12 protein-coding genes are annotated in these 12,342 nt (G+C 49.1%); 10 read left to right on the forward strand and 2 right to left on the reverse strand.

Annotated features, from left to right (window positions below; all coding sequences use genetic code 11):
- The first annotated feature begins 169 nt into the window (after positions 1–169).
- Genes rsmG through LACPH_RS01055 form a run of 7 tightly spaced genes read left to right on the forward strand, consistent with a single transcriptional unit; the run spans position 170 to position 5,570 of the window.
- Complete coding sequence (gene rsmG / locus LACPH_RS01025; RefSeq protein ID WP_274784201.1) at positions 170–901, forward strand: 16S rRNA (guanine(527)-N(7))-methyltransferase RsmG; 732 nt, start codon at positions 170–172, stop codon at positions 899–901.
- 3 nt (positions 902–904) lie between these two features.
- On the forward strand, positions 905–1,732 hold the full coding sequence (gene noc / locus LACPH_RS01030) for a nucleoid occlusion protein (RefSeq protein WP_049170114.1): 828 nt from the start codon (positions 905–907) through the stop codon (positions 1,730–1,732).
- A 9-nt stretch (positions 1,733–1,741) separates the two neighbouring features.
- On the forward strand, positions 1,742–2,509 hold the full coding sequence (locus LACPH_RS01035; RefSeq protein ID WP_010489840.1) for a ParA family protein: 768 nt from the start codon (positions 1,742–1,744) through the stop codon (positions 2,507–2,509).
- Positions 2,499–3,371 carry a ParB/RepB/Spo0J family partition protein gene (locus tag LACPH_RS01040; RefSeq protein WP_010489838.1) on the forward strand — a complete coding sequence of 291 codons (873 nt, stop codon included), beginning with the start codon at positions 2,499–2,501 and terminating at the stop codon, positions 3,369–3,371. Before LACPH_RS01035 ends, LACPH_RS01040 begins: the two co-directional genes overlap by 11 nt.
- Positions 3,372–3,397: 26 nt before the next feature.
- Positions 3,398–3,589 carry a DUF951 domain-containing protein gene (locus LACPH_RS01045; protein ID WP_010489835.1) on the forward strand — a complete coding sequence of 64 codons (192 nt, stop codon included), beginning with the start codon at positions 3,398–3,400 and terminating at the stop codon, positions 3,587–3,589.
- A 24-nt stretch (positions 3,590–3,613) separates the two neighbouring features.
- Positions 3,614–4,720, forward strand: coding sequence for a redox-regulated ATPase YchF (gene ychF, locus LACPH_RS01050; RefSeq protein WP_306387135.1), 1,107 nt, complete (start codon positions 3,614–3,616; stop codon positions 4,718–4,720).
- Between the two features lie 55 nt (positions 4,721–4,775).
- Positions 4,776–5,570 carry a DUF1129 domain-containing protein gene (locus LACPH_RS01055; protein ID WP_274784202.1) on the forward strand — a complete coding sequence of 265 codons (795 nt, stop codon included), beginning with the start codon at positions 4,776–4,778 and terminating at the stop codon, positions 5,568–5,570.
- A 299-nt stretch (positions 5,571–5,869) separates the two neighbouring features.
- Here the strand turns inward: LACPH_RS01055 and LACPH_RS01060 are convergent, their stop codons facing one another.
- Complete coding sequence (locus LACPH_RS01060; RefSeq protein ID WP_274785336.1) at positions 5,870–7,327, reverse strand: ISNCY family transposase; 1,458 nt, start codon at positions 7,325–7,327, stop codon at positions 5,870–5,872.
- Positions 7,328–7,530: 203 nt separating this feature from the next.
- Between LACPH_RS01060 and LACPH_RS01065 the strand changes: the two genes are divergently transcribed.
- Complete coding sequence (locus LACPH_RS01065; protein WP_274784207.1) at positions 7,531–8,631, forward strand: LPXTG cell wall anchor domain-containing protein; 1,101 nt, start codon at positions 7,531–7,533, stop codon at positions 8,629–8,631.
- A 289-nt stretch (positions 8,632–8,920) separates the two neighbouring features.
- Positions 8,921–10,408 carry an IMP dehydrogenase gene (guaB, locus tag LACPH_RS01070; RefSeq protein ID WP_025013236.1) on the forward strand — a complete coding sequence of 496 codons (1,488 nt, stop codon included), beginning with the start codon at positions 8,921–8,923 and terminating at the stop codon, positions 10,406–10,408.
- Positions 10,409–10,820: 412 nt separating this feature from the next.
- Here the strand turns inward: guaB and LACPH_RS01075 are convergent, their stop codons facing one another.
- Positions 10,821–11,510 carry a hypothetical protein gene (locus LACPH_RS01075; protein ID WP_274784208.1) on the reverse strand — a complete coding sequence of 230 codons (690 nt, stop codon included), beginning with the start codon at positions 11,508–11,510 and terminating at the stop codon, positions 10,821–10,823.
- A 143-nt stretch (positions 11,511–11,653) separates the two neighbouring features.
- On the opposite strand from LACPH_RS01075, the gene croR reads away from it, so the two are divergent.
- The gene (croR, locus tag LACPH_RS01080) at positions 11,654–12,340 is read left to right on the forward strand and encodes a response regulator transcription factor CroR (protein ID WP_010489824.1); all 687 of its coding nucleotides are present in this window, start codon (positions 11,654–11,656) and stop codon (positions 12,338–12,340) included.
- Positions 12,341–12,342: the final 2 nt, after the last annotated feature.

Consider the following 12,342-nt stretch of genomic DNA (forward strand, 5'->3'; position numbering starts at 1 on the left):
TGCGTTGCCCGTGCGTACTTCATGACTAGGCACAAGGTGACGTCACAAGATTTTTGACCCGTTTTCACGTCAAGAATACGGTTGAGCACACAGCATTTTTACGTTACACTTGACGAGTACGTGAAACCTTGTTTGTTCCACAAAATCAATTAAAAAAACGGAGGCAGACATGGATCCAACAGCTTTTGTCCACGCTCTGGCTGATCACGGCATTGTCTTGGATGACCGCCAGCAGGATCAGTTCGCGGCTTATTACCAATATCTGATCAGCGAGAATGAGAAAATGAATCTGACGGGCATCACAGCTGAAGGGGACGTCTACCTCAAGCACTTCTATGACTCATTGACCTTAGGCTTGGTGCTGCCTGAATTACAAAGCCAGCCGTTATCGCTTTGTGATGTCGGTGCCGGTGCGGGATTTCCGTCAATTCCGCTTAAAATTGCGTTCCCGCAGTTAAAAATCACGATTGTCGACTCCTTGCAAAAACGGATTGGCTTCTTAGAACGGTTAACGACGCGCCTGGAGCTGACAGATGTTCAGTTATTCCATGATCGCGCTGAAATTTTTGGTGCTAAAAAATCAGTGCATCGCGGCCAGTTTGATCTGGTGACGGCCCGGGCAGTTGCGGCGCTCAATGTTCTAGCTGAACTGTGCCTCCCACTGGTGAAGCCACAAGGGCGATTTGTGGCCATGAAGGCTGCCGCAACCGCAGAGGAACTCATCGCCGCCAAGCCGGCAATCGGTTTGCTGGGCGGCAAGTTAGTTCAGGATGCGGCGCTAACCTTACCGGAAACCGGGGACACCCGGCATTTGCTGGTGATCGAAAAAGTGAAGGCAACACCAAATAAATACCCTCGTAAGCCGGGAGTGCCAAATAAACAACCATTGGGAGGTGCATAACGCGTGGCATTATCATTTTTTGGCCATAAAAAGCCAAACGACGAGACCGTTGTGCAACAGTTGCCGCTAAACGCCATTACGCCGAATCAATTTCAGCCGCGGAAGGTCTTTTCCGCTGATTCGATTCAGGAACTGGCGGCCACGATTAAAGAACACGGCTTGTTGCAGCCGATTATCGTGCGTGAATATGCGCCTGACCAATATGAAATCATTGCCGGCGAGCGGCGTTATCGCGCGATGCAGTTGTTGGGATGGGAAAAAGCCCCGGCGATTGTCCAGAAGATGGACGATGATGAAAGTGCGTCCATGGCACTGGTTGAAAACTTGCAGCGTGAAGGCTTGAGTGCGATTGAAGAGGGCCAGGCGTATGTGGCTTTGATGAAGCTCAATCAGTTAACCCAAGGCGCGTTGGCACAGCAGCTGGGAAAGAGTCAGGCGTTTGTCGCCAATAAGATCCGGTTGCTGAAATTGGATGCACCGGTGCAAGAAGCTATCATGAAAGGCCTCATCAGCGAGCGGCATGGACGGGAATTGCTGAAGCTTGGTGATGATCAACAGGCACAGGCATTGCACCAAATCGTGGCCGACAAATTGACGGTGAAGGAAACATCGGCTTTGGTTAATGAATGGCTAAGACCTAAGAAGCCGGAAAAAAAGCCGAAGCCAAAAGTACGCCGGTCAGCGGTTAGCCACGATACCCGCGTTGCTTGGAATACACTGAAACGTTCAGTCAAAATGATTCGCGATACCGGAATGACCGTCACGGCCAAAGAAGAAGATACCGATGACGCTTACCGCATGATTATCGAGATTCCAAAAGAGAAGAGATAGGGGGAGCTCATGACACATATCATCGCTGTCGCCAATCAAAAAGGCGGGGTTGGCAAGACCACAACGACCATTAATCTGGGGGCCTGTCTGGCAAACCTTGGGAAGAAAGTCCTCATTGTCGACGTTGATGCCCAAGGCAATGCCACAAGTGGGGTGGGCGTTCAAAAAGCCCAAGTTGAAAAGGATATTTACGATGTTTTGGTTAACGAAGATCCGATTACCGAAGCCATTTTGCCAACCAAACATAAAAATTTAGCCATTGTTCCTGCGACCATCCAGTTGGCCGGTGCTGAAATCGAGTTAACCAGTCAAATGGCGCGGGAAATGCGCTTGAAATTGGGTCTTCACCCAATCGAGGATCAGTACGACTACATTTTGATTGATTGCCCGCCGTCACTGGGTCAGCTTTCAATTAATGCGTTTACGGCGAGTGATTCGATTCTGATTCCGGTTCAAAGTGAGTATTATGCATTGGAAGGCCTGAGCCAGTTGCTTAACACGGTTCGGCTTGTTCAGAAGCATTTCAATCCGAATCTGGCGATTGAAGGGGTTCTGCTGACCATGTATGATGCCCGCACGAACCTTGGCGCGCAGGTGATCGATGAGGTGCGCAAGTATTTTGGCGATAAAGTATATGCAACCGTGATTCCGCGGATTACCCGATTGGCTGAGGCGCCGAGTTACGGTCTACCAATCGTGGATTTTGATCCAAAGTCGCGCGGATCCGAAGTTTACGAGGCTTTAGCCAAGGAGGTGCTGGCTGCTCATGGCGAATAAGAATAGTAAGGGATTAGGCCGCGGCATTGACGCCATTTTCAAAGATTTTGAAAGTCCTGATCTGAGTGCTAACAATACCGTTGAGGAACTGCCACTGGTCGATATCCGGCCGAACCCGTATCAACCGCGAAAAACCTTTGATCAAGAAGGCTTAAAAGAACTGGCGGATTCCATCAAGCAAACCGGCGTTTTTCAGCCGATTATTGTGCGCAAAAGTGTTTCCGGTTATGAAATTATCACCGGTGAGCGGCGTTTTCGTGCGTCTAAACTGGCCGGCAAGGAAACGATTCCGGCGATTGTCCGCGATTTTAACGATCCGGAAATGATGGAAATCGCAGTGCTGGAAAATCTGCAGCGCGAGGATCTGACCCCGTTGGATGAGGCGCAGGCTTATGAGACGTTGATCAAGCGCTTAAACCTGACGCAAGCAGAAGTTTCCGCACGGCTAGGCAAAAGTCGGCCGTATATTGCCAACTATTTGCGCTTGTTAACATTGCCGCAGCAAGTCAAACAAATGCTCAGCGCCAATCAGCTCTCAATGGGGCAGGCGCGAACCTTGTTGAGTCTCAAAGATAAAACTAAGATGGTCAGTGTTGCTAAGAAGACTATTAGTGAGAATTTAACGGTTCGCCAACTTGAACGGCTAATCAATCAGATGAACGCCGGGACAAGTCGCTCGACATCGAAGGAAAAGCCAAAATCACCGTATGTCCGAGCAACCGAAAATCAGTTGGGCGAACGCTTCGGCACGAAAGTCAATATTAATGAAGGCAGTAAAGGCAAAGGCAAGATCGAAATTGATTTTACATCCGAGCAAGATCTTAATCGGATCTTAGCGATGTTAGACGTCAATATCGATTAGCCAGCCAACCCGCTGGAGGTAGACGAATGTACCAATTACATGATTTGGTTCAAATGAAGAAGCCGCATGCATGTGGAACGAATAAATGGGAAGTCATTCGCCTAGGCGCCGACATTAAAATTCGTTGCACCGGTTGCGGCCACATTGTTATGATGTCGCGCCGTGATTTTGAGAAGCGGCTCAAGAAAGTTTTAGGTCAAGCAGAACAGACAGATTAATCATAGAAAGTGTGAAATAACCAAATGGCTTTAACAGCAGGTATTGTCGGACTACCCAATGTCGGTAAGTCCACGCTTTTTAACGCAATCACAAAAGCAGGCGCCGAAATGGCCAATTATCCGTTTGCGACCATTGACCCCAATGTGGGGATGGTCGAAGTGCCGGATAAACGGTTGGCACGGATTGATGAATTAATTCCGGCCAAGAAAATCATTCATACGACTTTTGAGTTCACGGATATCGCCGGGATTGTGAAGGGCGCTTCCAAAGGTGAGGGGCTTGGCAACAAGTTTCTGGAAAACATTCGCCAGGTAGATGCGATCGTGCACGTTGTTCGGGCATTCGATGACGATAACATTACCAGTGTGACCGGCAAAGTCGATCCGTTGGAAGACATGGCCACGATTAACATGGAACTGGCAATCGCGGATTTGGATTCGGTCAATAAACGCTATGCCAAGGTCGAAAAGGTTGCCCGTACCCAAACCAAAGACAAGGAAGCCCAGGCAGAGTTTAAAGTACTGCAAAAGATCAAACCGGTTCTTGAAGACGGCAGGATGGTCCGCAGCATTGACTTTGATAAAGATGAACAAAAGATCGTCAAGGGCTTGTTCTTATTAACGAGTAAACCGGTGCTTTATGTTGCCAATATTGCGGAAGAAGCCATGGCCGATCCGGATTCCGTCGATTATGTCAAACAAATCAAAGCCGAAGCAGCCAAAGAAGGCGCCGAGGTGATTGCTATTTCGGCCAAGACCGAAGAGGAAATTGCCGAATTGGATGATGACGAGAAAGCCGACTTTCTGGCAGCAGAAGGTGTCGATGAATCCGGTTTGGATAAACTCATCAAGGCTAGCTACCACTTGCTGGGCTTGGCAACCTTCTTTACGGCTGGCGGCAAAGAAACCCGCGCGTGGACGTTTAAACGTGGCATGAAGGCGCCTCAAGTTGCCGGGATCATTCATTCGGACTTTGAGCGCGGCTTTATCCGCGCCGAGACGATGTCCTTTACGGATCTGGATAAGTATGGCTCCGTGCAGGCAGTCAAAGAAGCCGGGCGTTACCGCTCTGAAGGTAAGGAATATCAAGTGCAGGATGGGGATATCATTGAATTCCGGTTCAATGTTTAACGTGCAAGCCAAAAGCGCGCACGCGACGACGATAACTTTAAGATAGGAGTTACACATGGCAAAGAAGCAAGAAACGGACACGAATCAAACAGCGGACAGCGCTGCAGTTGATCAACAGCAGACTGCGGCATCGTCAGCGGCTGATGCGCAGCAGTCGGCAGCAACGGTGGCAAGCAAGAATGCCCATGTTAAACAGGAGCGGCCAGCCACAACTGTACCGGAAATGATCGCAAGATTGACCAATAAGAACAACGAGTATGTCTTCAAATTGCGACGTGAATTAAAAGACGGCGGTATGAGTGAGGCGGACGAGGAAGCCCTGCTCAAAACGATGCTGCCGGAAATGATTACCGCCCAACGGCAAGGCAAACCGGCCACGCAACTTTATGGGCCGGTCACAGTGAAGGCCAATGAAATTCTGCATACGCCGAAACCGGAACCTAAAAAGCCGCTGTGGTTATTGGTCGCCGATCAAGGTCTGTTTTTCATGGCCATTCTTGCGGCTGTCTTCGCCGTGATGACCTACATCAATCCGAAATCGCAGAACAACGCCAGCAACAGCTTTGCTTATCTTGTCATGCTAAGCCTCATGGCCGGTCTTTTCTTTGTGTATTACGCCGACTGGATGGAACGGGACAAGAAGAATCGCCGCAGTGCCTGGTTAGTGCTCGGTGGCGGAATCGTGTTGGTTCTCGCGGTCACCTTTATCGGCGGCGCCCTCATGATGCTTGACACACCATTCACCCGGGCAATGCCGTGGTTTGTGGACGTAATCATCGCCGTTGTCGCGTATGGTTCCCACTGGCTTTTGCAACGTCGGTATCATCTCAAGAGCTTTTTCCGGCGGTAGTGGGTTGCGGTTTAAAATAAGTTGCTTTGTTAATGATGGTCACCTCGATAGTGGGGTGGCCCTTTTTGTGCAAGTGTTTCCGCATGCGCTCAACCATAACGCGCTCACTGGCGCAGGAGTCTGCGTGTAAGGACCTTGGTCGCAATGGCAAAGCCCGCCATCACACCCAAGGCCACTTACACTCCGACTCCTAACCGCGCCAGTTCGCGCTCAAAAAAAATAAGTGTCAAGCGATTTTCGACTTTGACAGTAAATTCCATAAAACATGCGTCCGAAAACTGGACGCGAGATGATCCTAATTAGACTTGAATCGCTTGTGAATTCTTGTATGGATATCGTTCGGCGACCAACTGTTTAACCCTTGTCCTGTTAATGCCAAGAGAATCAAGGTAATCGCGATAGTTGGCGCGGCGCCACGGATGCGTAATTGCCGGGATTTTCTTGGTTCGTTTAGGAGTTGGTGCCGCAGCTGGCGTAAGATCGAATTTGGCTGACATGAACTGTTCTTTTGGCACACAGAAAAGGTCGTACACCTGGTCATCATCAGTGGTCATATAAAGTCTGCCCGTGAAGCTTTTGATGACTAAGACCTTCGTATGCGGGGGTAAGTAAACCAATTCGCCATTCCGGTGTGGCAGATAGCGTTTGTTATCAAAGCGAACACAATGTCCGTGGCCGATGCTGCGTTCATTGGCAATGATCAAAATATTGTCAATTTCCTTGGGTGTTAGTTGCTTATCAAACACCGACATGCTACTTTTGATGGTAGATGCGAAGCGGTCATTGTAACGCTTGATAAAGCCGACCAAAAACCGATTGGCATCTGCGATTGTGGTGATGTTATGCAACCGCAGTTCACTTGTGAGCCGATCTTGAAAAGTCTCCAGAAGACGTTCTATACGGCCTTTGGCTTGCGGAATACTGGTGACCGAAAGTTCTGTTCCAAGTGTCTGGCAGGCATAACCGAAACGTGTAAGAGGGTTCTCGGTCGAAGGTGAGCCCTCTTTTTTGTTGCTGTTAAACACGGTGCGCCGATCCGTTAGGAATTCTGCTGGAGCGCCATAATCGCGAAGAACTTGGGCAAACACATGATAATAGCCGCTGAGTGTTTCTTGTTTGGCAAAGTAGCCGCCGACAACGTTCCCGGACTGATCATCAATGGCTGCGTGTAAGGTGGTTTTTTGAGTACCAAACCAATACTCCCAGGAAGCATCCATTTGTACCTGTTCACCAGAATAATGTTTCCGAGGACGTTCTGGATGGGCTTTGATGTTTTCAACGACCTCGATGGCTGACAAGGTGGCTTCATCACGTTTGGATAGGAGCTTGGACTTCTTTTCTTTTTCTTTTAATTCACGCTTGATCCGACGTTTTGTGGCCTTGTGAGCTTTGGGTGAGAGAATGTGGTGGTGTCTGAATAAGAGTCGGAGTGAGGATTCGGAGATGGCGATTTGTTCGGCAGTGGTTAAGAACTCGTGAAAATGGGCGATGTTGAATCCGGCATACTTGTTGGTGTACAGACGAATAATCTGGCGTTCGAGTTGCGCGTTGCGTTTGTTGGCGGGCTCACGACCGGCATTGCCATGGATAAAGCCGTCTTTGCCTTGTTGCTTGTAAAGCTTGATCAATCGGTAGATGGTTCGTTCGGAGCGCTTGAGCTTAACGGCTGCGCGTTGCACGGAGGTCTTACCATTGACCACTGCTTTGATGACTCGGTAACGTTCTTCTTCTTTCATTGTTAAGACAACCTTCTTCATGTGATTCCTCCTAGATGTATCTTCTAAGAGGTTACAGTTTTTGTGACACTTTGGCTAACTGCTTACTTAAGACAATATCGCTTGCGGTCGACAGCCAGTTCGCGCTCAAAAAAAATAAGTTGACGCCCTGTTTTTCATCCGGTAAACTTCATGTGAGCTTAATCGTAATGATTACGCTTTAGAAAATTTGGGAGGTTTTTTGGATGAATAAGGGGCATCAACAGCAGTACGGACGCGGATTTGTCCTGGCGGCGGTGGCATTGGCAGGCTTTGGCTTGGTGAATGCCCAACCGACTCAGGCGGCAACGACTGCTAACGGTTCCGCTAGTCAGGCAGTTGAGCAGGCATCTGCTGTCAAGCAAGTTGCGGCTAAGGATCAAACGCTGGTTTTCGCATTACTTAATGGGATTGCGGCGAATTATCACCAGGCGATCACGGTGCAGATTGTTGCTGCCGATAACGGTCAGGTGGTCGCAACCAAAACGTTAGCGTCAACTGATGAAGATGAACCATCAGCATCCGTCAGCGGGTTAAAGATCGGTGCCGCTGACGGACTACAGACAGGACACACATACCGACTCCAGGTTGTAGCTTCCGGTAACCAAGGCTGGAAGGCCGTGCCAGACAGCTTTGTTTACACACCAGGGCAGACAACCAAAATTGAAATGGACAAGTATACTTATCAAAAAGGCGAGCGGGCTTTCCAACTCGTCGACCAGCAGACCAAGCAGCCATTGGCAAACGTGAAAGTGGCCGCTATTCCTAACCTGGTTGATGGCGCTAAGTCGGCAATCGTCAAAACAACGGATGCCCAAGGTCGCGTCACTTTTTCAACAGATGATCCGCAATTCAAGCGCAATGTGTTCTATCATTTTGAATTACCGGACAAGCACGTGACGGTGGGCTATAACTGGAACTTAATCGGCGGCGAAAAGGCGGACGATAAGGCAGCGGTCGTTTCAGTAAAAATGCCTGCGGTTGCTTCCTCAAGTTCGCAGGCGTCTCGGGCAAGTTCGCAAGCGTCGCAAAAGCCATCGCAAGCACCATCACAAAAGCCTAGCGCTGACCCGTCCGCCCAGTCGAGCCAGCCATCGTTGCGTGCATCCTCATCAGCGAGTGCTTCCCAAAAAGCATCGGTTGAGTCGGTAGCAGCACAAACGTCGCAGGCGGCTTCGTCCGCGGAAAGTGGATCAACTCACGGATTGCCCAAAACCGGCGAAGCACTTGGCCAATCAGGACTTTTAGCCGGGCTTGCAACCCTACTTTCGGCGTTAGGCGCTTGGTTGTGGCGTCGTCAAGGCTGAGAGCGGCCGCTGAAGCGTTAACCGGTTCCCGTTTGAAAAATGACAGTAGCTATTAATCCGAACGATAGTTATGATGGCATAAACCCAATGACTAAAATCCGAACATTAAATTATCATATCAAGGGTCGCTAATTTTTTGTTCGGATTAGACTGAACAATTATGAGACTTTCTTTCATTTTTAGGCCTATGATACCGGTCTTTTCAAAAAAATTACTAGACACGTTTGACGTGTTCACATTCCGGTAGTACATTAGTCAACAACTAAAAATTGAAAGAGGGATTTACGCTATGAGTCATTGGGATACAAAGTTTGCCCGGCGTGGTTTTACATTTGATGATGTGTTGTTGATACCTGCAGAAAGTCATGTTTTGCCTCATGATGTCGATCTGTCTGTACAACTTGCGGACAACTTGAAGTTGAATATCCCAATCATCTCGGCGGGGATGGATACGGTGACCGAAAGTGCGATGGCAATTGCCATGGCACGCCAAGGCGGTCTGGGTGTTATTCATAAGAATATGAGCATTGCCGCGCAGGCTGACGAAGTGCTCAAAGTTAAACGCAGTGAAAATGGCGTCATTGTGGATCCCTTCTATCTTACAGCCGATAAACCGGTTAGCGATGCAGAAGCATTGATGAAGAAGTATCGCATCAGTGGTGTGCCGATTGTGAACAACACAACCGACCGCAAGCTGACCGGTATTATTACCAACCGTGATTTACGGTATGTCGATGACAAGAGTGTGCTGATCGATACCGTCATGACCAAAGAAGGTTTGGTAACGGCTCCCGCAGGCACTTCGATCAAGGATGCAGAAGCGATCTTGCAGGCTCGTAAGATTGAAAAGCTCCCGTTGATTGATAAGAACGGCCGGTTGAGTGGTTTGATTACCATTAAAGATATTGAAAAAGTGGTTGAATTCCCGCATGCGGCTAAAGATGCACATGGCCGCTTGCTGGTCGCTGCTGCTGTCGGTGTGACTTCCGATACGTTTGATCGGGCACAGGCGTTGTTAGATGCCGGTGCTGACGCGATTGTCATTGATACCGCCCATGGTCACAGTGCCGGGGTTATTCGCAAGATCAAGGAAATTCGCGAGCATTTTCCACTGGCAACCTTGATTGCCGGTAATGTTGCGACGGCGGAAGCCACGGAAGCGCTGTATGATGCCGGCGTTGATGTTGTTAAAGTCGGGATCGGTCCTGGCTCGATTTGTACCACCCGGATCGTTGCCGGCGTCGGGGTTCCTCAACTGACGGCGGTTTACGATGCTGCTAGTGTGGCACGTAAACGTGGCAAAACGATCATTGCCGATGGCGGGATCAAGTATTCCGGCGACATCGTGAAGGCCTTGGCGGCTGGCGGGAACGCGGTCATGTTAGGTTCACTTTTAGCCGGAACCGACGAAGCACCAGGCCAGTTTGAAATTTATCAAGGCCGGCGCTTCAAGACTTATCGCGGCATGGGTTCACTGGGCGCGATGGCGCAGGCACACGGTTCAAGCGATCGCTACTTCCAAAGTGGCGTGAACGAAGCCAACAAGCTGGTTCCTGAAGGTATTGAAGGCCGGGTTGCTTACAAAGGCAGCCTTGGCGATGTGATCTTCCAAATGCTTGGCGGCATTGAATCCGGCATGGGCTATGTCGGGGCACCGAACTTGAAAGAGCTGCAAGACAACGCCCAGTTCATTCAGATTACCGGAGCCGGCTTACGCGAAAGCCATCCGCATGACGTTCAGATCACGCGTGAAGCACCGAACTATTCTGTTCAATAATTTAAGACGCTATTAAAAAAGTGGCTGAACCTTAAGCCATGGCGACAATAAAAAAGCGAATGCACTCAACAACAACGAGTGTATTCGCTTTTTGTTTTCCCAAGAGCAATTCGTTAGGAATGTTCAGACATCAGTGCCAAAGCGGAGCAATCGTAGGCCAGATGGGGCTCAGTGGTGAGATTGTACTAGCTGGGCGGTCTTCCCAGCGTAGTACAAGGCCGAGCTTAGAGACTCTGCCGGTTTTGCAGAGGCTCTAAGTCGTGCCCACCACGTTCCAGCCGCAGCTGGCCGGAGATTGCGCAGTTTGGCACGCCATGGAACTTATTGCCTAAGAATTTTCTGTTTCGACCTGAATTCATTAAACTATAAACGTTCTGCGGAATTGTGTCACAATATCGTTTGTGTTTAAAACTTAACGATGCCGCAATCGCGCCTGGTGGAAAACCTCAAGTACCTGTGTTCCAAAAGTTGTTGCCACTGCTAATGGCCAGGCGCGTGTCGGCGGCATGATGGTCAACATCGTCTGCAACCATTGCGCGGTTGGTAACAGCTTAATCAAATGATGACCGGAAAATTGCGTAAATAGCAGGTTTCGACTATAAAACCGAATCAAGTGTTGCTTCAGCCGCTGATCAGCGACCGGTAACAACAAATCGTTGCTGTTATTCCGATCGCCCAGGAAAAGCGGCAACGGTTCAAGATCCTGATGCAAATCGAATTGACGGTGCTTGTGGGCGTTGGCCATTGCTGGCGTCAGACGCAGCATGAATACCAGTTTGCGGTTTGCCGCCCACAACAGCATATTAGCAATGGCGATATCAATTGACCTGAATTCAAATGCAGCTTGGTGCGCTGCCGGACTCAACAATGCTTGGGTCAAAACCGGTTTGAGTCCAGTAGCATCGGGCATATCAGGCCAAATAACCTGTAGTTGCTGCACGCCATTTAACCAATGGACGTGCGTGGCAAGCCGCAACGTTAACCAGTCTGACTGTTGGTACAAAAGCCAATAGGTACTGCCGCTGGTATGCGCGATATTGATACCGGCGATTCGCATGTCCTGAGGCAGACTGGCGGCCACAACATTGGTTAATTTTTCCAAAAATGCCGCCTCCTTTTAAGAATGAATAACGCTGCAACCCGCATTTTCTTAGGTTTTTCGTAAAGAATTCCCGCTTCAATTTTGGTACAATGGACATTGATGTGACAGCCCTTACCGATCGTTCTATAAATGGAGTTAAAAACATGAAGATATTAATTGTTGACGATGATAAAGAAATCGTTGAATTACTGAGCATTTACGTAAAAAACGAAGGCTATGAACCGATTCAAGCATACTCGGGAAAAGAAGCGATTACCAAACTCGTGACCAATCCGGATATTGCTTTGATGATTTTAGATATTATGATGCCGAATATGTCGGGCATGGATGTGGTGAAAGAAGTCCGCAAAGATTCGCAGATTCCGATCATCATTGTATCAGCCAAAACGGCGGATATGGACAAGATTCAGGGTCTGATTACCGGAGCCGACGATTACGTGACCAAGCCGTTTAACCCGCTAGAAGTGATGGCGCGCGTCAAGAGTCTGTTGCGTCGGAGTCAAAACGAAGTCACCAATCCGGAACCGGATGTGCTTGAGGTTGGCCCGTTAACCATCAAAAAGGACAGCCATGAAGTGACGACTTTGACCGGCAAACAAATTCAGCTGACCGCGTTGGAATTCGGTATTTTGTATTTACTTGCAAGCCATCCCAACCGAGTTTTTTCGGCTGACGAAATTTTTGAGCGGGTTTGGCAACAGGAATCCATTGTTTCGGCGAAAACCGTCATGGTCCACGTGTCACATCTCCGCGATAAAATTGAAGAGGCAACTGATGGTGAGAAGGTCATTGAAACCGTCTGGGGCGTTGGTTACAAGGTCGAGGCCTAATT

The sequence above is a fragment of the Lacticaseibacillus parahuelsenbergensis genome, assembly GCF_030770265.1.
GTDB lineage: Bacteria > Bacillota > Bacilli > Lactobacillales > Lactobacillaceae > Lacticaseibacillus > Lacticaseibacillus casei.

Coding starts and splice junctions, on each gene's coding strand:
- rsmG (WP_274784201.1), top strand. CDS start 170: ATGGATCCAACAGCTTTTGTCCACGCTCTGGCTGATCACGGCATTGTC.
- LACPH_RS01035 (WP_010489840.1), top strand. CDS start 1,742: ATGACACATATCATCGCTGTCGCCAATCAAAAAGGCGGGGTTGGCAAG.
- LACPH_RS01040 (WP_010489838.1), top strand. CDS start 2,499: ATGGCGAATAAGAATAGTAAGGGATTAGGCCGCGGCATTGACGCCATT.
- LACPH_RS01045 (WP_010489835.1), top strand. CDS start 3,398: ATGTACCAATTACATGATTTGGTTCAAATGAAGAAGCCGCATGCATGT.
- ychF (WP_306387135.1), top strand. CDS start 3,614: ATGGCTTTAACAGCAGGTATTGTCGGACTACCCAATGTCGGTAAGTCC.
- LACPH_RS01055 (WP_274784202.1), top strand. CDS start 4,776: ATGGCAAAGAAGCAAGAAACGGACACGAATCAAACAGCGGACAGCGCT.
- LACPH_RS01060 (WP_274785336.1), bottom strand. CDS start 7,327: ATGAAGAAGGTTGTCTTAACAATGAAAGAAGAAGAACGTTACCGAGTC.
- LACPH_RS01065 (WP_274784207.1), top strand. CDS start 7,531: ATGAATAAGGGGCATCAACAGCAGTACGGACGCGGATTTGTCCTGGCG.
- guaB (WP_025013236.1), top strand. CDS start 8,921: ATGAGTCATTGGGATACAAAGTTTGCCCGGCGTGGTTTTACATTTGAT.
- croR (WP_010489824.1), top strand. CDS start 11,654: ATGAAGATATTAATTGTTGACGATGATAAAGAAATCGTTGAATTACTG.